The organism is Actinophytocola sp., assembly GCF_036378875.1.
Classification (GTDB): Bacteria; Actinomycetota; Actinomycetes; order Mycobacteriales; family Pseudonocardiaceae; genus Actinophytocola.
Window position 1 is genome coordinate 38,536 of the sequence record NZ_DASUVO010000176.1, and the last position, 21,752, is coordinate 60,287.

Sequence of the window (21,752 nt, forward strand, 5' to 3'; positions counted from 1 at the left end):
TCGTTCATGCTGCGCGTTGCCGTGCCGAACAAGGGCGCGCTCGCCGCGCCGGCTGCCGAGATGCTCGCCGAGGCCGGGTACCGGAAGCGCTACGACCAGCGCGACCTCACGGTTCTCGACACCGTCAACGACGTCGAGTTCTTCTTCCTGCGCCCCAAGGACATCCCGATCTACGTCGGCTCCGGCCAGCTCGACCTGGGCATCACCGGCCGTGACCAGGCGCTGGAGTCCGCCGCCCCGGTGGCGGAACGGCTGCCGCTCGGCTTCGGCGGCTCGACGTTCCGGTACGCGGCGCCCGCCGGCACCGACTGGAAGATCACCGACCTCGCCGGCAAGCGCCTGGCCACGTCGTACCCCAACCTGGTGAAGCAGGACCTGGTGGCCAGGGGCATCGACGCGACCGTGATCAGGCTCGACGGCGCCGTGGAGATCTCGGTGCAGCTCGGCGTGGCGGACGCGGTGGCGGACGTCGTGGACTCCGGCCGCACCCTGCGCCAGCACAACCTGACGGTCTTCGGCGACCCGATCTGCCGGTCGGAGGCCGTGCTGGTGCACGGCGTGCACGCCGAGAACAGCCCCGCGAAGGACCAGCTGGCCGGGCGTCTCCAAGGTGTCGTGTTCGCGCAGCAGTACGTGATGCTCGACTACGACTGCCCGAAGTCCCTGCTGGACGAGGCCATCACCGTCACCCCCGGCATCGAGTCGCCGACCGTCGCCCCGCTGGCGTCGGCGGACTGGGTGGCCGTCCGGGCCATGGTGTCCCGCAAGGAAGCCAACGTGATCATGGACCGCCTCGCCGCACTGGGCGCACGGGCGGTCCTCGCGTCGGACATCCGCTCCTGCCGGCTCTGAGGGCTTTCCGGAGACCGATCCACGCCGGCGGCTTCCCCGGCCCGACCGGGTTGTCGACGTCGTGCGGCGCCGCCTTACTGGGGCCGCACCAGCAGGGCCTGCGCACCATGGCCGACCGGGCCGTCGAGGTCGTGCAGCACCGTCGTCGCGGTGCCGACGCCCTCCGGGCCGATCGCGGTCGCCGCGGCCATCGCGACCCACTCACCCACCGGCTCCCGGTACACGTGCACGGTCAGGTCGGTGTTGATGAACAGCCACTTGCGCGGATCCAGCCGGTTGGACAGGCCGTTCCCCGAGTCGGCGACGGTCAGCAGGCGCTGCAGCCCGGACGGCTCCTCGTCACCCACGAGCGGCACCCCCTGCCGTGCCCACACCACGGCAGGACCCGGCTCGGCGAGCGAACCGGACAGGGCACGCCACTCCATGATGTCGAGGTAGCCGGAAACCCAGCCCTCGGGCCGGGTCAGGACCCGACCCGATGACGGCGGCGCCAGCCGTTCGTGCACGTCCGCCGCCACCTGGCGAGTGTCCGACCGGACGATCCGCCACGCGCGTGCCCGCGCCACGACCCGCCCGTCCGAGGACAGCGACGCGCTCAGCAGCTCCACCGCCCGGCCCGGCCGGTCGACCGACGCCGTCACGGACAGCTCCGCGACCGGCACCGGCCCCAGGATCTCCACCGTCACCCTGGCGATCACCATCGGCGCCCGCGCCGGTAATCGCTCCATCTCGCGGACCATCAGCGCCGACGGAGGCCCGAGGTGCTGGGTCAGCGGCGACCACGGCCCCGTCGTGTGCACGGTCGAGGCGTAGCGGTCGTCGCCGAGTGGCTCGTAGAACATCTAGTCCGCCCTGTCCAACGGTGTCTCCTCACCCGCGTCGGGTTCCGGCCAGCCCGGGTACGGCGGCGGTGTGCCACCGAACTCCGGGCACAGTGCCTGGTGCGAACACCAGTCACACAGTTTGCTCTTGTTCGGCCGGAAGTCACCCGTCCTGCCGGCCCGCAGGATCGCCTCCCACACCGCGTCCAGCGTGCGCTCGAACCGCAGCAGCTCGGCCTCGTCCGGGGTGTAGGCCAGCGACTGCCGGTCCGCCAGGTACATCAGGAGCAACTGCTTGGGCACCACCCCGCGTAGCCGCCACAGCACCAGCGCGTAGAACTTCATCTGGAACAACGCCTTGGCCTCGCCGATCTCGCGGGGCGCGGCGCCGGTCTTGTAGTCGACGACCCGGATCTCACCCGTCGGGGCGACGTCCAACCGGTCGATGTACCCACGCAACAGCACCCCGGAGCTCAGCTCGGTCTCGACCAGCAGCTCCCGGGCCTCCGGGTCGAACCGGCGCGGGTCCTCCAGCGTGAAGTAGCCGTCGATCATCCCGGCCGCCGACTCCAGCCACTGCTCGAGGGCGTCCTCGTCGGCGAACAGCTCGGCGAGCTCGGGCCGATCCTCCCGTAGCTGCTGCCACACCGGCGCGAGCAACTCGTGCGCGCGGTCGGGCAGGCGCTCGGCCGCCGGTAACGCGAACAGCTCCTCCAGGACCGAGTGCACGGCGATGCCTCGAACCTGCGCGGTCGTGGGCGTCTCGGGCAGCCGGTCCACGGCGCGAAACCGGTACAGCAGGGGGCACTGCTTGAAGTCACCGGCCCGCGACGGCGACAGCGCGGGCCGCCGCTGCTGCGGCACGACCTCCTCGAGAGCGGTGGCGGCAGGGGTTTCCGTCATGGGGTAGACCCTAGAAGAGACCACCGACAAGAACTCGCGGGCTCATACCGCGTTCCCACACATTTCCCCCTACTCTTGCAACCCATGACCGACGGGACGAGCTGGGCCGAACGCGACGGCGGCCTCGTGCTGTTCCGTTTCCGCGGCGTGCCGGTGCTGCTCTCGCCCTCCTGGTGGGTCGGCTCCGTCGCGATCGTCGTGCTGTACGCCCCGCTCGTCGAACGCTTCCTGCCCGACGCGGGCGCCGTCGTCTCGCTCTCCCTCGCCGCGGCCTTCGCCGTCCTGCTCGGGGTGTCGGTGCTGGCACACGAACTCGGGCACTGCGTCGTCGCGTTGCGGCTCGGCATCCCGGTGCGCAGGCTGCGGTTGTTCCTGCTCGGCGGGCTCGCCGAGATCACGAGAACGCCACGCAAACCGTCCCAGGAAGGCCTGATCGCCGCCGCGGGCCCGATCGTGTCGGCGGTGCTGGCCGCGCTGTGTGGCGGGGTCCTGCTGCTCATGCCGGCGGAAGGCCCGATCTGGCTGCTGGTGCTGGAGTGCGCGGTCGCCAACGTCGCGGTCGCCGTGTTCAACATGCTGCCCGGCCTCCCCCTGGACGGGGGCCGGATGCTCCGGGCCGGGGTGTGGGCCGCGTTCGGCGATCGGGGGATCGGCACCCGGGCCGCCGTCGCCGGCGGCTGGCTCGTCGCCGCACTGCTGATGTTCTGGGCACTCTGGGGACTCGCGAACGAGAGCCCGGACCGGTGGCTCCGGCTCGGCGTGTGCGCGCTCACCGCGTGGTTCGTCGTCTCGGGTGCGCGCGGAGAGCTCGCCTCGGATCAACGCAGGACATGGCCGGACGGGCTCGTGCTCGCCGACCTGGTCCGTCCTGTACTGCAACTGCCCGCGGAAAGCCCGGTCGCCAACGCGTTGAGCGCGGCGGCGGGGCGAGGTGTCGTGCTGGTCCGTGCCGACGGCGTGGCGGCCGGCCTGCTCGACCCGGTGGCCGCCGTACGGCTCGCCGAGCGCTCCCCGATGGCGCCGGCGGAGCAGGCCGCCGAACCCATCCGGCCGGAGTCCGTGCTGCTGGACTCCGAGCCGGGGGAGGAGATCGCGGAACGGGTCCAGGAAACAGCCGCATGGCAGTTCCTGGTGGTCGACGCGGATGGCCGACCCGCCGGCGTCCTCCACCGGGACGACCTACGGGCCAGCCTCGCCGGGCGTCGCCGCTTCTAGGTGGTCTTCGGGATCGGGTTGGGGATCGACTCGGAGAGCGAAGGAGCTTCACCGTCAGCGCTGGTCGGCGGGGACCCCCCGTCCTCCTGCTCCTTGTCGTACAGGCCGCACACGACCCAGCTGTCGTTCTCCTTGAGGACCCTCATGCTCATCGGGTCCTCTTCCTCGCCGTCGTGCTTCGGCGTCATGTCGAACGACGCGCCGTCGCTGGTCTCCTTGAAGTTGGAGATCGCGAAGGAGACCTTCTCCGGGTCGGGCTTCTTCGTGGCGCTGCTCTGCTTCTCACGCGCTTCCGCAAGGTCGTCGGTCAGCGTGCCGTAGTCGCTTCCGCACGTCAGCGACCGCAACGCCCCGAGGTCGACCTCCGCGACCGGCTTGCTGAGCTGGTTGCCCAGCTCGCCGACGAACGCGTCCGCGGCCTCCCGCGGGGTGTCCCCACCGGCCGTGGTGGTGTTGTCCTTCAACAGCAGGAACGCCGCCACGCCGCCACCGGCGACCACCAGCACGGCGACGATGACCAGGGTCGTGATCAGACCGGTCCTCGACTTCTTCGGCGGCGGGCCCACCGGGTACGACGGCTGACCCCACTGGGGCGCACCGTACTGCGGTGGCTGCTGCCCATAGGGCTGCTGCCCCGAAGGTTGCTGACCGGGCGGCTGCTGGCCATAAGGCTGCTGGCCATAGGGCTGTTGACCGTACGGCTGCTGGCCGTACGGGTCCTGCGGACCGTACGGACCTGGCTGTTGCGGTGGGTACGTCATGATCCCCCTTTTGATCACCTGCGGTTCGCCCGGTCAGGGTAGTGGCGGTCCCCGACAGTGACCGGGACCGGGTCTGGGACGATCTCGCGGTTGGACCTAGTGGAGGAAGGGAATCGGGTGGCGGAGGTCAGGGCGAGCGGACCGTTCGGAGTAGGCGACCGGGTACAGCTCACCGATCCGAAAGGACGGCACTACACGCTCGTGCTCGCGGCGGGCGAGCACTACCACACCCATCGCGGCGCGGTGGCACACGACGACCTCATCGGTCAACCGGAGGGCTCGCTGGTCACCTCCGCTGGCGGCACCGCCTACCTCGCGCTGCGCCCACGCCTCGCCGACTACGTGCTGTCCATGCCGCGCGGCGCCCAGGTGATCTACCCGAAGGACACCGGGCAGATCGTGATGTGGGGGGACATCTTCCCCGGCGCTCGGGTGCTCGAGGCGGGCGCCGGTTCCGGCGCGCTCACGTGCTCGCTGCTGCGGGCGGTCGGCCCGGCCGGCTGCGTGACCTCCTACGAGGTGCGGGAGGACCACGCCGAGCACGCGGTCCGCAACGTCACCGCGTTCTTCGGCGAGCGCCCGCCGAACTGGGACCTGCGGGTCCGTGACCTCGCGACCCACGAGGGTGAGGTCGACCGGGTGATCCTGGACATGCTCTCTCCGTGGGAGATGCTGCCCACGGTCGCGGCGAGCCTGATCCCCGGCGGCGTGCTGGTGGCGTACGTGGCCACGACCACGCAGCTGTCGAAGGTGACCGAGGCGTTGCGTGAGCAGCAGTGCTGGACCGAGCCGGAGGCGTGGGAGACCCTGATGCGCCCCTGGCACGTGGTCGGCCTCGCCGTGCGCCCGGACCACCGGATGGTGGCGCACACCGCGTTCCTGCTGACCGCCCGCCGTCTGGCCGACGGTGTCGTCACCCCACGCCCGCAGCGCCGGGGCCGTCAGCCCTGACGCACGGGATCACGGGATGCACCACCTGCCGTCCTGCTTGGTCAGCGGGATGGGGACCGTGGCCGGTTCGGCGCCCTCGATGGTCAGCTTGATGTCGACCGTCGCCGTGTCGCCGTCGATCTGCGGTTCGCCGACCACCTCGGCCGTCGCGTTGTCGGGGAACGTCTCGTCGGTGCCCACCGTGCTCGGGTCGCAGCTCAGCTCGGCGAGTGTGCTGACGTCCGCGCCGGAGATCGCGTTCGCCGCCTGCTCGGCCACGTCCCCGGCGGCCCCGACGTCCGCGGAGTTCGCCTCCGTGGTCTCCTCCTCGGTGGTTGAGGAGGACGGCGGGGCGAGCGGAGGCGTCGATTCGCCGGGCGGTGCGGACGGGATCGTGCCGTTCGGCGGGGCGGTGCCCGTGATGCTCGGCACGTCCGGGCCCGCCGTGTTCTCCACGTTGTCGTCGCCGCTGGTCAGGAGGTAGACGACGAGGCCGACGACGGCCAGCACAACGACCGCTGCCGTCGAGATCAGCAGCACCTTCCGCCGGCCGGCTTCGGGTCCCGGAGTCGCGGCGCCCGTTTCCGGTGCGGCGCCGGCGGCGGCCTCGTCCGTCCCGTCGCCGCCGCTGTCGGACGCCGGGTCCGTTTTCTCGGTCAGGTCGTCGTCTCTTGGTTCCTCAGAAGACGACACACCAGGCTCCATCGGTGAACTCGAACGGCAGCAGGAGCGGGTCGCCGCTGGCGCCCACGAGGATGAAGCCGACCGTCGCGGTCGTGTCCGAGGCCATCTCGGTGTCGCCGAGCTCGACCTTCGCCTGACCGTTGATCGATGTGAACAGGGTGCCGGCGCCACCAGACTTGTCGCACATCACCTCGGTCGCCGCGGCCTCGTCCGTGTCGTTGATCGCGTCGGCGTACTTCTGCGCGGCGGCGGTCACCGCGGCCTCGCCGCCCGGCTCGCCGCTGCTCGGCTCGTTGCCTCCCGACGGCGGATCCGCCGACTGGCTCGTGCCGCCGGTCGCGCTCGGGTTGTCGTCGCCCTTCGTGAGCAGCCACACGGTCACGCCGCCGCCGGCCAGCACCAGAACCGCCACGACGATCCCGACGATGAGGCCCGTCTTGCTCTTCTTGGGCGGCCCACCTCCCGGATAACCCGGCTGCCCGTAGGGCTGCTGTCCGTACTGCCCGTACTGGGGCTGCGGCCCGGTCTGGGGCTGGCCGTACTGACCGTACTGACCGGGCTGGGGTGGCTGGCCGTACTGGCCGGTCTGGGGCTGCTGTCCGTACTGGCCGGGCTGAGGCGGTTGTCCGTACTGGCCAGGCTGACCGGGCTGCTGGCCGTACGGGTTCTGCGGACCCTGCGGCGCGGGTTGACCCGGCTGCGGCGGGTACGTCATGACGGTGACTCCGATCGTGGGGGACGAGTGGTCAGGTCAGGCTTCGTCTTCGCCGCAGAACCGCCACCTGCCGTTCTCCTCGACCATCTTGATGAGGATCTTCGCGTCCTGCGTCTCCTCGGTGTTGACGAGCGTCAGATCGATCTTCGCGGTCGCCGTGTCGGGGTTGTCACCGTCGACGTCCACGTCGCCGTCGGCCGTCGCGGTGATCTCGTAGTCCTGCAGCGTGCTCTCCAGCTCGGAGGTGTCCGTGCCGAACTTCTTCTTGTATGCGCCGCAGGCGTCGGTCACGACGTCGGAGAAGTCGTTGTTCTCGTAGGCGGCCATGTAGTCGTCACGCACGTCGTCTGGAGTGTTGCTGGCGTCCGAATCGCCCCCGGCTTGACCTTGGTCACGATCTGATGACGCACCGTTGGACGGCTCGTTGCTGTCCGTGTCGTTGGACGACGCGTCCTTACTCTGTTCGGAGGACGCCTTGTCGTTGGCTTTGTCGTCACCCTTCGTGAGGAAGTAGGCGGCGACGCCACCGCCGGCGAGCACCATCACGATGATGACGACGATGGCGACCATCTTGCCGGTGTTGCGTTGCTTCGGCGGACCACCCGAGTACGCACCCAGGCCCTGGTAGGACGACTGACCGGGCTGCTGCGGCGGTGGATACGTCATCTTCGGGCCCCGAACTCCTCACGCGTGTCACTGACCAGACGGAGCCGGTGCGCCGTCCGTTCCCGAAAGACGCGGACGATCTGACGGGACTCATCCCATCGTAGGAGAGCGGTGCGACATCGGTGGTCGCCGGGACACGCCCAGCGACCACCGCGTCGACCAAGTCGTGACCCGGCTCAGGGGCTGGGGCTCGCGAACCCGTCGAGGCACCACTCGCCGTCCTTCTTGCGGAGGTTCAACGGCACCGTGGTGGGCCTGATGAACCCCTCGGCCTCGGCCGGCAGGTTCTCGAAGGTGATCGTGATCTTGGCGGTCGCCTTGTCCTCGCCCTCGGTCGTGACGTCGCCCAGCTCGTAGCTCACTTTCACGTCCGCGAGGGACGGGTCGAGCTCGCTCGGGTCAGCCATCTGGGCCTCGACGTCCGCCCTGCTGCCGCTGCAGGTCAGCTTGGTGAGCGCGTCGATGTCGTTGTCGTTGGCCGCGGCCACGGCGGCCTTCGCGACACCTTCCGGGCTGCTGGTGTCCGAGCCGCCGGTGAGGGCGATGACCAGGACCACGACGACCGCGATGACGACCACGCCGCCACCTGCGAGTAGCCACGGCATCGGGCTCTTCTTCCGCGGCGGGTAGCCGTAGCCGGTCGGCTGCCCGTACGGGCCCGGCGGTCCGTAGGCCGGTTGGCCGTACGCCGGCTGTCCGTACTGCTGTGGCTGCGGACCGGTCTGCGGGTAGCCGCCCGGTTGGGGATAGCCGCTCTGCGGGGGATAGCTGCCCTGCGGGGGATAGCCACCGGGCTGCTGACCAGGGCCCGGCTGCTGCCCCCACCCCGGCTGCCCGCCCCATGGGCCGGGCTGCTGCGGTGGTTGCGACATCGCTTGCGACTCCCTCGTTCGTGGCGGGCCCGCCGCCAGGTCTGGACAGCGCCGCCGACGGCGCTGACGTCGGTCAACTTCCTGACGCACGGTAGCGGGTGACCGGTTCCACAAAGCGCTGAGATGGCCTAATCCACTTCCGACAGTGGCCGTTTCCGCGATGTGACGCGACAGTTCCGAGATGTGGATGGTCTTCTTTTGTCGGTCTGCACCGGTACCGTGTGGGTAAGTAGATGTTCGGGAGGAGGTGCCGACATGCAGCACGATCGTCCCGGTGGTCGGCCAGAGGAGGCTGACGAGCACGGCGCTGGACCGGAACCGGGTACTGGGCACGAGCCGTCGGAGGCTGCCCAGATCCGGTTCCTCGAAGAGGAAGTAGCGCTGCTGCGCCGGAAACTGACGGACTCGCCTCGGCATGCCCGCCTGCTTGAGCAGCGGCTCGCCGAGGCGTCGGAGCGGGTCAGCCAGTTGACTGAGCGTAACGCCAAGCTGGTCGAGACCCTGCGGGAGGCGAGGAGCCAGCTCCTCGCGCTCCGGGAGGAGGTCGACCGGCTCGCACAACCACCGAGCGGTTATGGCGTGTTCCTCTCCGGGCACGAGGACGGCACCGTGGACGTGTTCACGGCCGGCCGGAAGATGCGGGTGGCCTGTTCACCCGCCGTCGAGGTGGCGGACCTGCGCCGCGGTCAGTCCGTGCGACTGAACGAGGCGCTGACGATCGTCGAGGCCGGCGCCTTCGAGCGCATCGGTGAGGTCTCGACGCTGCGTGAGCTGCTCGCGGAGGCCGACGACTCGCCACCGCTGCGTGCGCTGGTCGTCGGGCACGCCGACGAGGAGCGCGTGGTGTGGCTGGCCGACCCGCTGCGGGAGTCGACCCTCAAGCCGGGCGACTCGCTGCTGGTCGACTCGAAGTCGGGCTATGCCTACGAGCGGGTGCCCAAGGCCGAGGTCGAGGACCTGGTGCTGGAGGAGGTGCCCGACGTCCGGTACGAGGACATCGGCGGCCTGTTCCGGCAGATCGAGCAGATCCGCGACGCGGTGGAGCTGCCGTTCCTGCACGCGGAGCTGTTCCGCGAGTACGAGCTGCGGCCACCGAAGGGTGTCCTGCTCTACGGCCCGCCCGGCTGCGGCAAGACGCTCATCGCCAAGGCGGTGGCGAACTCGCTGGCCAAGCAGGTCGCGGCGGCGCGGGGTGACGGCAAGGCGCACGAGGCCAAGTCGTACTTCCTCAACATCAAGGGCCCCGAGCTGCTCAACAAGTTCGTCGGCGAGACCGAGCGGCACATCCGGCTGATCTTCCAGCGCGCACGGGAGAAGGCGTCGGAAGGCACGCCCGTGATCGTGTTCTTCGACGAGATGGACTCGATCTTCCGCACCCGGGGCAGCGGTGTCTCCTCGGACGTGGAGACCACGATCGTGCCTCAGTTGCTCAGTGAGATCGACGGTGTCGAGGGCCTCGAGAACGTCATCGTGATCGGCGCCTCCAACCGCGAGGACATGATCGACCCGGCGATCCTGCGGCCCGGCCGGCTCGACGTGAAGATCAAGATCGAGCGGCCGGACGCGGAGGCGGCGCGGGACATCTTCTCGAAGTACCTCACGCGCAACCTGCCGATCCACGCCGAGGACCTCGCCGAGTTCGGTGGGGACCCGAAGGCGACGATCGACGCGATGATCCAGCACACGGTCGAGCGGATGTACGAGGAGACGGAGGACAACCGCTTCCTGGAGGTCACCTACGCCAACGGTGACAAGGAGGTCCTGTACTTCCGTGACTTCAACTCGGGCGCGATGATCCAGAACATCGTCGACCGGGCGAAGAAGGCGGCGATCAAGTCGGTGCTGGAGACCAAGCAGCCCGGCCTGCGCGTGCAGCACCTGCTGGACGCGATCGTCGACGAGTTCGCGGAGAACGAGGACCTGCCGAACACCACCAACCCGGACGACTGGGCACGCATCTCCGGCAAGAAGGGGGAGCGGATCGTCTACATCCGGACCCTCGTCACCGGCAAGAACCAGGAGTCGGGTCGGGCGATCGACACCGCGACGAACACGGGCCAGTACCTGTAGGTGCTCGGGCTCGGACTGGCGGCACTCGGCCGGCCGGCGTACATCAACGTCGGCCGTTCCGAGCTGCCGCCGTCGCGTTCGGTGGAGGACATGCGCGCGGCCTCGTGGGCGGTGCTCGACGCCGCCTACGAGGCCGGCGTGCGTTGGGTGGACGTGGCCCGCTCGTACGGGCTGGCCGAGGAGTTCCTGGCGGGCTGGCTTGACTCGCGAGTGCCCGCCGGTGTCACGGTGTCCAGCAAGTGGGGCTACGCCTACGTCGGCGGCTGGCGTCTCGACGCGGCCGTCCACGAGGAGAAGTCCCATACACTTGACCGGTTTCGTGCCCAGTGGGCCGAGAGCACGGCCCTTCTCGGCGACCGCCTCGCGCTGTACCAGGTGCATTCGCTGACCCCGGACAGCCCGCTCTTCGACGACCTCGCACTACAGGACGCGCTGGCGGCGCTCCCCGTGCGGGTCGGCTTCTCGACGTCAGGCCCCGCGCAGGCCGACGTGGTGCGGCGGGCGCTGGCACTGGAACGTCACGGAGTCCGCGTCTTCTCAGCAGTACAGTCGACTTGGAACGTCCTGGAGCCGTCGGTCGGCCCCGCCCTTGCCGAGGCGCACACGGAGGGTGCGCACGTGCTCGTCAAGGAGGCCATGGCCAACGGCCGGCTGGCGCTCGACCCGCCGGAACCGGTGGCCGCGCTGGCGAAGTCCCTCGACGTCGGCCCCGACGCGGTCGCGCTGGCCGCCGCGCTCGCCCAACCCTGGGTCGACATCGTGCTCTCCGGCGCCGCGGGCACCCAGCAGCTGGCCGGCAACCTCGCGGCACTCACGGTCGGCGACGTGGACCTCCCGAACCTGGCCGAGCCACCCGCCGACTACTGGCGACACCGCTCGTCCCTGGCCTGGGCCTGACGGGAGCCTGCACTCCCGGTGCCGCGATGGAGTGGAGACCACTCGCGTGGCAGTCGACACCGAGACAGCCACTGACCGTAGGCTCTAGAACATGCGCCGGATCATGGGTACCGAGGTGGAGTACGGCATCGCTGTTCCAGGAGACGCCACCGCAAACCCGGTACTGACCTCCACCCAGGTAGTGCTCGCCTACGCGGCCGCCGCGGACATCCCTCGCGCGCGCAGGGCCCGCTGGGACTACGAGGTCGAGTCACCGCTGCGCGACGCGCGCGGCTTCGACCTCGGCGCGCCCGGTGTGCCCCCGTCCGACCCCGAGGTCGAGGACCTCGGCGCGGCCAACGTCATCCTCACCAACGGCGCCCGCCTCTACGTCGACCACGCGCACCCGGAGTACTCCGCGCCGGAGGTCACCAACGCGCGGGACGCCGTCATCTGGGACAAGGCCGGCGAGCGGGTGATGGAGGAGGCGGCGATGCGGGCCGCCACCGTGCCCGGCCAGCCGCGGCTGCAGCTGTACAAGAACAACGTGGACGGCAAGGGCGCCAGCTACGGCACCCACGAGAACTACCTGATGGCCCGCAACACACCGTTCACGTCCGTGATCGCCGGCCTGACGCCGTTCTTCGTGTCCCGGCAGGTCGTGGTCGGCTCCGGGCGGGTCGGCATCGGCGCGGCCGGCGAGGAGGCCGGCTTCCAGCTGTCCCAGCGTGCCGACTACATCGAGGTCGAGGTCGGCCTCGAGACCACGCTGAAGCGGGGCATCATCAACACCCGCGACGAGCCGCACGCCGACGCGGACAAGTACCGCCGCCTGCACGTGATCATCGGCGACGCCAACCTGGCCGAGACGTCCACCTACCTCAAGGTCGGGACGACCGCGCTGGTCCTCGACCTGATCGAGGCCGGCGTCCGGTTCGACTCGCTCAAGCTGGCCGACCCGGTCCGCGCGGTGCACACGATCAGTCACGACCCGACGCTCAAGGTCACCGTCGAGCTGTCCAACGGGCGCAAGTACACCGGCCTGGACCTCCAGAGGGCCTACCACGAGCTGATCTCCGAGCACATCGACCGCACCGAGCAGGACGCGGTGTCGATGGACGTCCTGCAGACGTGGGGCGACACCCTCGACGCACTGGCCCGTGACCCGATGGAGTGCGCCGACCGCCTGGACTGGCCGGCCAAGCTGCGGCTGCTGGAGGGCTACCGCGCCCGTGACGGCCTCGCGTGGAACGCCCCACGCCTGCACCTGGTCGACCTGCAGTACTCCGACGTGCGGCTCGGCAAGGGCCTGTACAACCGCCTCGTCACCCGCGGCTCGATGAAGCGGCTGGTCACCGAGGAGGAGGTGCGGGCGGCCATCACGACGCCGCCGCTGGACACCAGGGCCTACTTCCGCGGCCGCTGCCTCGAGCGCTACCCGAACTCGATCGCGGCGGCGTCATGGGACTCGGTCATCTTCGATCTGGGGCGCGAGTCGCTCGTCCGTATACCGACGCTGGAGCCGCTGCGAGGCACCAAGTCCCACGTCGGCGAGCTGATCGAGGCGTCCGAGACGGCCGAACAGCTGGTAGACGCGTTAACCGGTGCGCCACGCAGGTAACCCGTTCGCTGAGGGCGAATCGAGATCATCAGCCGGATGGTCCGCGAAATTGTCGGTGCTGGTCGGTAATCTTGGAGAAGACAAGCCCCGATACGGGAGGCGAGATGGCGCAGGAACAGACCCACCGGCAAGGTGGCGGTGACGGCGACGAGGATGTCGACGGCGCGGCGCCGGCTGGTCAGGAACGCCGCGAGAAGCTCGGCGAGGACGTCGACACGATCCTGGACGAGATCGACGACGTGCTAGAGGAGAACGCCGAGGACTTCGTGCGGGCCTACGTGCAAAAGGGCGGGGAGTAAATTCCCTCTTCCGTCCCCACCCGACAGGACAGAAAGCAGGCATGGAACACACCCGATCTCGCGCCATGCCCGGCGCCTCACTCCCGGCTGCCTACATGACAGCCGAGACGTCGTCGTTCATCGACTTCCTCCGGGTGCAGGCCCCCCACCTGCTGCCGGGCAGCGGTGGACCGGGCATCGAGGAGCCGGTGCGCGCCCGGCAGTTCGCCGACCTGGCCCAACAGGCCCCGCACGGCACCACGGTCGTGGCCGTGACGTTCGACGGTGGCGTGCTCATCGCCGGCGACCGGCGTGCGACCTCGGGCAACCTGATCTCGCAACGTGACATGGAGAAGGTGTTCGTCGCCGACGCGTACTCGGCGGTGGGCATCGCGGGTACCGCCGGTCTCGCCATCGAGATGGTGCGGATCTACCAGGTCGAGCTGTCGCACTACGAGAAGCTCGAAGGTGTCTCGCTGTCCCTCGACGCCAAGACCAACAAGCTCTCGGCGTTGGTGCGGGGCAACCTCGAGGCGGCCATGCAGGGCCTCGCGGCCATCCCGCTGTTCGTCGGCTACGACGTGGACGCGCCCGATCCGGCGAAGGCCGGGCGGATCGTGTCGTTCGACGTCGTCGGTGGGCGGTACGAGGAGCGGGCCGGCTTCCACGGGGTCGGCTCGGGTTCGCTTTTCGCCCGGTCGGCGCTGAAGAAGCTGTGGGATCCCGGCGCCAGCCAGGACGCCGCGATCAGCATGGCGGTCGAGGCGCTGTACGACGCCGCCGACGACGACTCGGCGACCGGCGGTCCGGACCTCGCCCGCAAGATCTACCCGAGCATCGTCACGATCACCGCGGCCGACGGCGCGGTACACGTGCCGGAGGAGCAGGCGGCCGAGGTCGCCGAGGCCGTGGTGACCGCCCGGACCAGCCAGCCTCGCGGCTGACCCCCTGACGGAGAGCAGAGAGTAGGAGCCCCCAACGTGACAATGCCGCTGTACGCCTCGCCCGAGCAGTTGATGCGGGATCGCTCGGAGTATGCCCGCAAGGGCATCGCGAGGGGCCGCAGTGTCGTGGCGCTCAAGTACGCGGGTGGCGTGCTGTTCGTCGCCGACAACCCGTCGGCGACGCTGCACAAGGTGTCCGAGATCTATCACCGGATCGGGTTCGCCGCCACCGGCCGTTACAGCGAGTTCGACGGCCTGCGCCGGGGCGGCATCCGGCACGTCGACCTGTGGGGGCTCGCGAACGACCCCAGGGACGTCTCGGCCCGCCTGCTGGTCAACGTCTACGCGCAGACGCTCGCCTCGGTGTTCGCCGACCAGCTCAAGCCGTACGAGGTGGAGCTGTGCATCGGTGAGGTGGGCGCCACTCCGGAGGCCGACCGGCTCTACCGGCTCACCTACGACGGCTCGATCGTGGACGAGCCGTCGTACCTGGTCATGGGCGGTCAGACCGAGCCGGTCTCCAACAAGATGAAGGAGACCTACGAGGAGGGCATGTCGCTCGAGGCGGCGCTCGGGTTCGCGGTCGCCGCGCTGTCGGCGGGGTCGGCGGGGTCGGCGTCCGGCAACGGCGACAACGGCGTGGGCAAGCTCGAGGTCGCCGTGCTCGATCGGGCGCGGCCCAAGCGGGCGTTCCGACGGATCGAGGGCGCTGCGCTGACGGCACTGCTACCGTCCGTTTCGTCCGAATCCACCGAGGGGTCGGCCGAAAAGTCTGACTCCGAGTCCCCAGGCGCTGACGAGGCGTGATCGGAGTCGTTCGATGACTAGTTCATCTCACCTCGGAGCGGCCAGCAGATCTCTGGCCGTCAAGCGCTTAGGCTAAAGGGATGCAGCGGCGGATCTTCGGCATCGAAACCGAGTTCGGCGTGACCTGTACCTTCCACGGCCAGCGCAGGCTGAGCCCGGACGAGGTCGCGCGGTACCTGTTTCGTCGGGTGGTGTCCTGGGGACGTTCCTCGAACGTGTTCCTGCGCAACGGCTCTCGTCTGTACCTCGATGTCGGCTCGCACCCCGAGTACGCCACCGCGGAATGTGACGACCTGGTGCAGTTGGTCACGCACGACAAGGCGGGCGAGCGGATCCTGGAGGACCTGCTCGTCGACGCCGAGCGGCGGCTGGCCGACGAGGGCATCGGCGGCGACATCTTCCTGTTCAAGAACAACACCGACTCGGCCGGCAACTCCTACGGCTGCCACGAGAACTACCTGGTCACCAGGGCCGGGGAGTTCTCGCGGATCGCGGACGTGCTGTTGCCGTTCCTGGTGACGCGTCAGCTGATCTGCGGCGCCGGCAAGGTGCTGCAGACCCCGCGTGGCGCCGTGTACTGCCTGTCGCAGCGCGCGGAGCACATCTGGGAGGGCGTGTCGTCCGCGACCACGCGGTCCCGCCCGATCATCAACACCCGCGACGAGCCACACGCGGACGCGGAGCGTTACCGCCGTCTGCACGTGATCGTCGGCGACTCGAACATGGCCGAGGCGACCACGCTGCTCAAGGTGGGCAGCGCGAACCTCGTGCTGGAGATGATCGAGGACGGCGTCCAGTTCAGGGACTTCAGCCTGGACAACCCGATCCGCGCCATCCGCGAGATCAGCCACGACCTCACCGGTCGCCGGCTGGTGCGGCTCGCGGGCGGCCGGGAGGCGTCGGCGCTGGACATCCAGCGCGAGTACTTCAACCGGGCGGCGGACCACGTGGCGCAGCGCGGCCCCGACCCGATCGCCGAGCGGGTGATCGAGCTGTGGGGTCGGACGCTCGACGCGGTCGAGGCGCAGGACCTCAGCCGCATCGACCGCGAGATCGACTGGGCGATCAAGCACCGCCTCGTCGAGCGCTACCAGGCCAAACACGGCATGGAGCTGTCCTCGCCCCGCATCGCGCAGCTGGACTTGGCCTACCACGACATCCGCAGGGGCCGCGGCATCTTCGACCTGCTTCAGCGCAAGGACCTCGTCGCCAGGGTGACCGAGGACGGCGAGATCGAGGCCGCCAAGGACACACCCCCGCAGACCACCCGAGCGAAGCTACGCGGCGACTTCATCGCGGCGGCGCAGCAGGCCGGCCGCGACTTCACGGTCGACTGGGTGCACCTGAAGCTGAACGACCAGGCCCAGCGCACCGTGCTGTGCAAGGACCCGTTCCGCGCGGTGGACGAACGGGTCGAGCGCCTGATCGCTTCCCTCTAGCAGGGCGGGCGGGCCTGCTCAGGCGAGCGCGACCCGCTCGTCGAGGAGCCCGGCCGTCGTCAGGTCGGTCCACACGCCGTCGGGCACCGGTGTGGTGAACGCGGCCAGGTTGCGCCGTACCTCGTCGGCGGAGCGCATGCCGACCACGATGCCGGCGACCGCGGGGTGCCGCAGCGGGAACGCCATGGCGACCTCGGGCAGCGTCACGCCGTGGGCCTCGCACACGTCGGCGATGCGGTGCGCCCGCTGGAGCACCTCCTCGGCGGCGGGCCGGTAGTCGAACCGCGCGTCGGGCTGGGGCCGTGGTGTGGCGAGCAGTCCGGAGTTGAAGATCGACGCCGCCAGGACGGAGACACCCCGTGCCATGCACGCCGGCAGCAGGTCGTCGAGGGCCGACTGTTCGAGCAGCGTGTAGTAGCCGGACAGCATGACGGCGTCGACCTCGGATTCCCGTACGAGCCGGGTCAGCTTGCCGCTGTCGTACATGCCAGCCCCGATAGCGCCGATCACGCCCTCCGCCCGCAGCTCGGCCAGCGCCGGGTACCCGTCACGCAGTGCGGTCTCGAAATGCTCCTCGGCGTCGTGCAGGAACAGCATGTCGATACGGTCGACACCCATGCGGGTGAGGGAGTCCTCGACACTGCGACGGATCCCGTCACGGGAGAAGTCCCACACCCGCCGGTGCGTCGCGGGTACCTGGAAGTAGTCGTCCATCCGGCCCGCCGCGTCCTGGGGGACCAGCAGCCGGCCGACCTTGGTCGACAGGGTGAGCTCCGTGCGCGGCACCTGGCGCAGGAACTCGCCGATCCGCCGCTCCGAGTGCCCGATCCCGTAATGCGGGGACGTGTCGAAGTAGCGGATCCCGCCCTCCCACGCCGCGGTCAACGCCTCCGCCGCCGTGCCGTCGTCCAGTGGGGTAAACAGGCCACCCAGCGGGCCGCCCCCGAAACCGAGTTCCGTGACCGTCACGGCGCTGCGTCCGAGTCGATTGATCTTCACTCAGCCCACACCACCGTCTCGGCCGCGAAACCGCAAGCGATATTCGCCCTAACGAGCGGCGGCGGTGGCGCGGAAGGTGCGGCCCAACTCCATCCCGTGGCCGAGGTAGTGCCGGAACACGTAGAAGAGCGGCTCCCACTCGGCCACCCGCACGTGCCGTCCGTCCGGCTCGGCCAGCGACGGGTGAACGTGCACCCGTCGCACGGCCACCTCAACAACTCCGCCGTCGCCTGTGGTGAGTGGGCGGGCGTCCAGCACCCTGGCCTCCACCTGGATCGGGCACTCCGCGACCCGGTCCGCGGCGACCAGGTCGCCGGGGACCGGGGTGAGGCCGGCGGCGCCGAACTTGTCCCGTTCCGTCCGGAACACACCACGTGCCGGTCCACCCGTCAGCGGTGCGAGCCGTTCCACCGCCTGCCAGAGGTCCGCGCTGGCGTAGTTGAGCACGCAGTCCGGCCTGGCGGACAGGTTCCGGAAGGTGTGCCCACCGAGGCCGAGCCCCAATACGACTGTCCGTCCCAAGGCCCACGCGGACGACATCGGTGCGAGGTTCGTCGTGCCGTCCTGGTTCACGCTGGACAGCAATACGACCGAATTGCCGGGGTAGAGCACGGGAGGATCGATCACCATGATCGTCAGGTTGCCCGCGGGACTCTTCGGTCGGCGCCGACGTGTCGACTACCTAGCATCGGAGGCATGAAGCTCGCGGAGGTGGCCGCCGTGCTGGCCGACGGGAGCCGGGCGACCATGTGCCTGGCGCTCATCGACGGTCGTGCCTGGACGGTGGGTGAGCTGGCCAAGGCTGCCCGCATCGCCCCGTCGACAGCGAGTGAGCACATCCGCGCCCTCACCGACGCCGGGTTCGTCCGCTCCCTCAAGCAGGGCCGTCACCGATACGTTCGACTTGCCAATGCCGACGTGGCCGAGCTGATCGAACGGCTGGCCAGCCACGCGAGCCCTGAACCGCCAAGGAACCTGCGGGCCAGCGTCCGTGCGAGGCGCCTGGCCGAGGCCCGCACCTGTTACGACCACCTGGCTGGCCGCCTCGGCGTGTCCCTGCGGGACGGCATGCTCGCCGAGGGGCTCATCGACGACCGAGACGGCCTCACCGTCACCCCGCACGGGCGTAACACGCTCGCCGAGCTCGGCGTGGAGCTGCCGAGGAGCCGGAGGTCGCTGCTCCGCGACTGCCTTGACTGGACCGAACGCCGCGAGCACCTGGCCGGCGCGCTGCCGGCGGCGTTGCTGCGTCGCGCGCTCGACGCCGGGTGGCTGACCCGCGACCCGCACCGCGCGATCACGATCAACCACGACGCCTGGCCGGTCCTCGCCCGCTTGGGCGTGGCCCGCGGCGCCCAGAGCCCGGCCCTGGACGCCGCGGCGCGCTAGACCTTCGCCTCCTCGCGCAGCCCGACGCGGTCGTGCACCCGTCGCAGGATCGGTGGCGACCACCAGGCCGCCCTGCCCAGCAACCGCATGCCGACCGGCACCAGGATCCCCCGGATGAGCGTCGCGTCGACGAGGATCGCCAGGCCACTGCCGATGCCGAGCATCTGGATGAAGCTCACCCCGCTGGTCCCGAACGCCAACAGGTTGACGGCCAGCAGCACGGCCGCCATCGTCACGAGCCGTCCGGTCCTGGACAGCCCGTGGGTCACCGACCCACGCACGTCCGCGCCCTGCTCGTGCGTCTCCCGGATCCGGCTCAGCACGAACACCTCGTAGTCCATGGACAGCCCGAACACGATGCAGAACAGCAGCACCAGCATGCTCGTGTCGAGCGGCTGCGGCGTGAAGCCGAGCCAGGACGACAGCCAGCCCTCCTGGAAGATCAGCACCAGCACACCGAGGGTGGCCGACAGGCCGAGGACGTTGAACAGCAGGGCCCGCAGCGGCTGCAGAACGCTCCCGGAGAACAGGAACAGCAATACGAACGTACTGATCGCGATCAGTACCCCCGCCAGCGGCAGGCGGCTGGCGATGGCGTCCTTGCTGTCCACGAGCTGTGCCGCGCTGCCGCCGACCAGCACGTCCATGCCGTGCCGGGGTGCCGAGCGCACCGCCGCCACCAGGTCCTGACCGTCCGTCGAGTGCGGGTCATACGTACTGAGAACGGAGAGCCGCTGCACGCCCGTCTCCGACGCGTACGTCGGGTTGCCCGGTCCGACACCGACGCCGTCCACGTACGTGCCGGCGCTCGCCGTCACCGATGCCACCCCGGGCAGCCTCGACAGCTCGAGCGCGTAGTCGCCGGTCGCGTTGACGTCCGCCGGGTCCATGGTCACCAGCCGCAGCGCCTTGGCGTCGTCGTTCGGGAACTCGGCACGCAGCACGTCCCCGACGCGCCTGGTCTCCGACGCCGTGGTCAGCACCCGGTCGTCTGGCGTGCCGAACTGCACGCCGAGCAGTGGTATCGCGGCCGCGACCAGCAGGAGCACCACCGGCGCACCGGCCAGCACCGGCCGCCGCAGCGCGAACGAGGCGACCTTCGCCCACACCGCGGACGCCGAGCCGGGAGTCCTCTTCACCCACGGCAGCCGCAGCGAGTTGACCCGCTTACCCAGCAGCGCGAGCAGCGCCGGCAGCACCGCGATCGCGCTCACCATCGCGAAGACCACCACGCCAAGGCCCGCGTAGGCGAACGAGCGCAGGAAGAACAGCGGGAACACCATCAGCACGCCGAGCGCCGCGGCGACCGTCAGCCCGCTGAACACGATGGTCCGGCCGGCGGTCTGGACCGTCCGGGTGACCGCCTCGACCGTGTCGTGCCCGGCGTCGAGCTCCTCACGGAACCGGGACACCATCAGCAGCGCGTAGTCGATCCCGAGGCCGAGCCCCAGCGCCGTGGTCAGGTTGACCGCGAACACGGACACGTCGGTGACCGAACCGAGAACCGACAGCAGGGCGAACGTCCCGAGGACCGCGAGCACGCCGATCACCAGCGGCAGCAGGGCGGCGACGACGCTGCCGAACGCGATCACCAGCAGCACCAGGATGATCGGCACGGCGATCGACTCCGCCATCGCGAGGTCGCTGGCGACCTGGTCGCCGATGTCGATGCCGACGGAGTTCGGGCCGCCGACCTGGACCCGGAGGGGACCGGATCCGGTGCTGTACGCCGCTCGCAGCCGCTCGACGTCACCCTCGTCGGTGAGCCTGGCGATCGCGATCGCGTGGCGCCCGTTCTGGGCGCGCATGCCCGGCGCCTCGGTCGTGAAGTAGGAGATGACGCCGGTGAGTGCCCGGTCGGCGGTGAGCCGCTCGGTGAGCGCGGTCCCGGCGTCGCGGTTGGCGGGGTCGTCGACCGTGCCGGAGGCCGGCGACATCAGGAACATGACGTCGTCGGCGCCCCCGAAGTGGCGGTTGATCAGCTGCTGCGCCTGGCTCGACTCGGCGTCGGGGTCGATGAACCCGCCGTCGGTGCGCAGCTTGCCGAACGCGGTGGCGCCGAGTGCGCCGGCGCCGAGCATGAGGAGCAGGGCCACCACCAGCACCCCACGTGCGTGAGTCGCGGCGAATCGTCCGAGTGTTCGGAACATCGCGGCCTCTTTCGGATGTATACATGCGTAAACTTGACGCCTGCTAACTTGCCACTAGAAGTTGGCTAGTGTCAACATCGCACGCATGGGAACCTCAGCGGCCAAGCGTGGCTACCACCACGGCGACCTGCGCAACGCGCTGATCGAGGCGGCCGCGGAACTCGCGGCCAAGGGCGGACCCGAGTCGGTGACGATCCGCGCGGCGGCGAGGGAGGTCGGGGTCACACCGACCGCGGCCTACCGGCACTTCGCGGGCCACGAGGAACTGCTGATGGCGGCGAAGGAGCAGGCGCTGGGCGCGCTGCGGGAGGCGATGGCCGAGGAGGTCGCCGCGCGGCCGCGACTGGCTGACCCGGTGGACAACGCGCTGGTCAAGCTCGGCGCCATCGGCCGCGGCTACATCACCTTCGCGCGTGCGGAACCCGGGTTGTTCCGGACGGTGTTCTCACCGGGCGGCCCGGTGCTGCCGTCGCCGGAGGACCGGACGGGCACCGGGCCGTACGTGATGCTGCTCGACATGCTCGACGAACTCGTCGAGGTCGGTTACCTCCGTCAGGACCGCAGGCCGATGGCCGAACTCGCCGCCTGGGCGATGGTCCACGGCCTGTCCGCACTGCTCGACGGGCCCCTGCGTGACCTGCCGGAGGACGTGCGGGACCAGGCCGTGATGCAGTGCATGATCGTGTTGGGCCACGGGTTGAGCGGCCGCGGCCTGACCGAGGAACAGGAGAAGCTGGTGACGAAAGGGCTGGCGTCCTAG

Annotated in this window: 22 protein-coding genes; 12 read left to right on the forward strand and 10 right to left on the reverse strand. The window is 70.0% G+C overall.

What is annotated here, in order from left to right; genetic code table 11:
- Positions 1–6 precede the first annotated feature (6 nt).
- Positions 7–852 (forward strand): ATP phosphoribosyltransferase, encoded by an 846-nt coding sequence (gene hisG / locus VF106_RS50000; protein ID WP_330847212.1) that lies wholly within the window; start codon positions 7–9, stop codon positions 850–852.
- 74 nt (positions 853–926) lie between these two features.
- Here hisG and VF106_RS50005 read toward each other — a convergent pair whose 3' ends face one another.
- Together VF106_RS50005 and VF106_RS50010 are read right to left on the reverse strand one after the other, a co-directional pair.
- On the reverse strand, positions 927–1,694 hold the full coding sequence (locus VF106_RS50005; RefSeq protein WP_330847213.1) for a thioesterase family protein: 768 nt from the start codon (positions 1,692–1,694) through the stop codon (positions 927–929).
- Positions 1,695–2,576, reverse strand: coding sequence for a RecB family exonuclease (locus VF106_RS50010; RefSeq protein ID WP_330847214.1), 882 nt, complete (start codon positions 2,574–2,576; stop codon positions 1,695–1,697).
- 84 nt (positions 2,577–2,660) lie between these two features.
- Between VF106_RS50010 and VF106_RS50015 the strand changes: the two genes are divergently transcribed.
- The gene (locus VF106_RS50015) at positions 2,661–3,791 is read left to right on the forward strand and encodes a M50 family metallopeptidase (RefSeq protein WP_330847215.1); all 1,131 of its coding nucleotides are present in this window, start codon (positions 2,661–2,663) and stop codon (positions 3,789–3,791) included.
- On the opposite strand, the gene VF106_RS50020 is transcribed toward VF106_RS50015, so the two are convergent.
- Positions 3,788–4,552: an Rv0361 family membrane protein gene (locus VF106_RS50020; protein WP_330847216.1), complete on the reverse strand. Its 765-nt coding sequence runs from the start codon at positions 4,550–4,552 to the stop codon at positions 3,788–3,790. The genes VF106_RS50015 and VF106_RS50020 overlap by 4 nt on opposite strands.
- A 117-nt stretch (positions 4,553–4,669) precedes the next feature.
- Between VF106_RS50020 and VF106_RS50025 the strand changes: the two genes are divergently transcribed.
- Entirely contained in the window at positions 4,670–5,503 is an 834-nt protein-coding gene (locus tag VF106_RS50025) for a tRNA (adenine-N1)-methyltransferase (RefSeq protein ID WP_330847217.1), read from the forward strand.
- Positions 5,504–5,512: 9 nt separating this feature from the next.
- Here VF106_RS50025 and VF106_RS50030 read toward each other — a convergent pair whose 3' ends face one another.
- The 4 genes from VF106_RS50030 to VF106_RS50045 form a co-directional block, all read right to left on the reverse strand.
- Positions 5,513–6,175, reverse strand: coding sequence for a hypothetical protein (locus VF106_RS50030; protein WP_330847218.1), 663 nt, complete (start codon positions 6,173–6,175; stop codon positions 5,513–5,515).
- Positions 6,162–6,881 (reverse strand): flagellar basal body-associated FliL family protein, encoded by a 720-nt coding sequence (locus tag VF106_RS50035; RefSeq protein WP_330847219.1) that lies wholly within the window; start codon positions 6,879–6,881, stop codon positions 6,162–6,164. Before VF106_RS50035 ends, VF106_RS50030 begins: the two co-directional genes overlap by 14 nt.
- 36 nt (positions 6,882–6,917) lie before the next feature.
- Positions 6,918–7,547: a hypothetical protein gene (locus VF106_RS50040; protein WP_330847220.1), complete on the reverse strand. Its 630-nt coding sequence runs from the start codon at positions 7,545–7,547 to the stop codon at positions 6,918–6,920.
- A gap of 176 nt (positions 7,548–7,723) precedes the next feature.
- Positions 7,724–8,419, reverse strand: coding sequence for an Rv0361 family membrane protein (locus VF106_RS50045; RefSeq protein WP_330847221.1), 696 nt, complete (start codon positions 8,417–8,419; stop codon positions 7,724–7,726).
- A gap of 255 nt (positions 8,420–8,674) precedes the next feature.
- Between VF106_RS50045 and arc the strand changes: the two genes are divergently transcribed.
- From arc to pafA, 7 genes are all read left to right on the forward strand, one after another.
- Complete coding sequence (gene arc / locus VF106_RS50050; protein ID WP_330847222.1) at positions 8,675–10,489, forward strand: proteasome ATPase; 1,815 nt, start codon at positions 8,675–8,677, stop codon at positions 10,487–10,489.
- Positions 10,490–11,386, forward strand: coding sequence for an aldo/keto reductase (locus tag VF106_RS50055; RefSeq protein ID WP_330847223.1), 897 nt, complete (start codon positions 10,490–10,492; stop codon positions 11,384–11,386). It abuts the gene before it with no gap.
- A gap of 91 nt (positions 11,387–11,477) precedes the next feature.
- Entirely contained in the window at positions 11,478–12,986 is a 1,509-nt protein-coding gene (gene dop, locus VF106_RS50060; RefSeq protein WP_330847224.1) for a depupylase/deamidase Dop, read from the forward strand.
- A 71-nt stretch (positions 12,987–13,057) separates the two neighbouring features.
- Positions 13,058–13,285: a ubiquitin-like protein Pup gene (locus VF106_RS50065; RefSeq protein ID WP_414639252.1), complete on the forward strand. Its 228-nt coding sequence runs from the start codon at positions 13,058–13,060 to the stop codon at positions 13,283–13,285.
- 41 nt (positions 13,286–13,326) lie between these two features.
- Positions 13,327–14,208: a proteasome subunit beta gene (gene prcB / locus VF106_RS50070; protein WP_330847225.1), complete on the forward strand. Its 882-nt coding sequence runs from the start codon at positions 13,327–13,329 to the stop codon at positions 14,206–14,208.
- 36 nt (positions 14,209–14,244) lie between these two features.
- Positions 14,245–15,015, forward strand: coding sequence for a proteasome subunit alpha (prcA, locus tag VF106_RS50075; protein ID WP_330847226.1), 771 nt, complete (start codon positions 14,245–14,247; stop codon positions 15,013–15,015).
- Between the two features lie 80 nt (positions 15,016–15,095).
- Entirely contained in the window at positions 15,096–16,454 is a 1,359-nt protein-coding gene (pafA, locus tag VF106_RS50080) for a Pup--protein ligase (RefSeq protein ID WP_330847227.1), read from the forward strand.
- Positions 16,455–16,472: 18 nt separating this feature from the next.
- Here pafA and VF106_RS50085 read toward each other — a convergent pair whose 3' ends face one another.
- Entirely contained in the window at positions 16,473–17,453 is a 981-nt protein-coding gene (locus VF106_RS50085; RefSeq protein WP_330847228.1) for an aldo/keto reductase, read from the reverse strand.
- Between the two features lie 48 nt (positions 17,454–17,501).
- Entirely contained in the window at positions 17,502–18,083 is a 582-nt protein-coding gene (locus VF106_RS50090) for a flavin reductase family protein (RefSeq protein ID WP_330847229.1), read from the reverse strand.
- Positions 18,084–18,140: 57 nt separating this feature from the next.
- Between VF106_RS50090 and VF106_RS50095 the strand changes: the two genes are divergently transcribed.
- Complete coding sequence (locus VF106_RS50095) at positions 18,141–18,842, forward strand: ArsR/SmtB family transcription factor (protein WP_330847355.1); 702 nt, start codon at positions 18,141–18,143, stop codon at positions 18,840–18,842.
- Here the strand turns inward: VF106_RS50095 and VF106_RS50100 are convergent.
- Positions 18,839–20,992, reverse strand: a complete 2,154-nt coding sequence (locus tag VF106_RS50100; RefSeq protein WP_330847230.1) for an MMPL family transporter — start codon at positions 20,990–20,992, stop codon at positions 18,839–18,841. The two genes, VF106_RS50095 and VF106_RS50100, sit on opposite strands and share 4 nt — an antisense overlap.
- A gap of 85 nt (positions 20,993–21,077) precedes the next feature.
- On the opposite strand from VF106_RS50100, the gene VF106_RS50105 reads away from it, so the two are divergent.
- Positions 21,078–21,752 carry a TetR/AcrR family transcriptional regulator gene (locus tag VF106_RS50105; protein WP_330847231.1) on the forward strand — a complete coding sequence of 225 codons (675 nt, stop codon included), beginning with the start codon at positions 21,078–21,080 and terminating at the stop codon, positions 21,750–21,752.

Bases quoted from the DNA above. Each gene is read 5' to 3' on its own strand.
- hisG (WP_330847212.1), top strand. From the start codon at position 7: ATGCTGCGCGTTGCCGTGCCGAACAAGGGCGCGCTCGCCGCGCCGGCT.
- VF106_RS50005 (WP_330847213.1), bottom strand. From the start codon at position 1,694: ATGTTCTACGAGCCACTCGGCGACGACCGCTACGCCTCGACCGTGCAC.
- VF106_RS50010 (WP_330847214.1), bottom strand. From the start codon at position 2,576: ATGACGGAAACCCCTGCCGCCACCGCTCTCGAGGAGGTCGTGCCGCAG.
- VF106_RS50015 (WP_330847215.1), top strand. From the start codon at position 2,661: ATGACCGACGGGACGAGCTGGGCCGAACGCGACGGCGGCCTCGTGCTG.
- VF106_RS50020 (WP_330847216.1), bottom strand. From the start codon at position 4,552: ATGACGTACCCACCGCAACAGCCAGGTCCGTACGGTCCGCAGGACCCG.
- VF106_RS50035 (WP_330847219.1), bottom strand. From the start codon at position 6,881: ATGACGTACCCGCCGCAGCCGGGTCAACCCGCGCCGCAGGGTCCGCAG.
- VF106_RS50040 (WP_330847220.1), bottom strand. From the start codon at position 7,547: ATGACGTATCCACCGCCGCAGCAGCCCGGTCAGTCGTCCTACCAGGGC.
- VF106_RS50045 (WP_330847221.1), bottom strand. From the start codon at position 8,419: ATGTCGCAACCACCGCAGCAGCCCGGCCCATGGGGCGGGCAGCCGGGG.
- arc (WP_330847222.1), top strand. From the start codon at position 8,675: ATGCAGCACGATCGTCCCGGTGGTCGGCCAGAGGAGGCTGACGAGCAC.
- dop (WP_330847224.1), top strand. From the start codon at position 11,478: ATGCGCCGGATCATGGGTACCGAGGTGGAGTACGGCATCGCTGTTCCA.
- prcB (WP_330847225.1), top strand. From the start codon at position 13,327: ATGGAACACACCCGATCTCGCGCCATGCCCGGCGCCTCACTCCCGGCT.
- pafA (WP_330847227.1), top strand. From the start codon at position 15,096: ATGCAGCGGCGGATCTTCGGCATCGAAACCGAGTTCGGCGTGACCTGT.
- VF106_RS50090 (WP_330847229.1), bottom strand. From the start codon at position 18,083: ATGGTGATCGATCCTCCCGTGCTCTACCCCGGCAATTCGGTCGTATTG.
- VF106_RS50100 (WP_330847230.1), bottom strand. From the start codon at position 20,992: ATGTTCCGAACACTCGGACGATTCGCCGCGACTCACGCACGTGGGGTG.
- VF106_RS50105 (WP_330847231.1), top strand. From the start codon at position 21,078: ATGGGAACCTCAGCGGCCAAGCGTGGCTACCACCACGGCGACCTGCGC.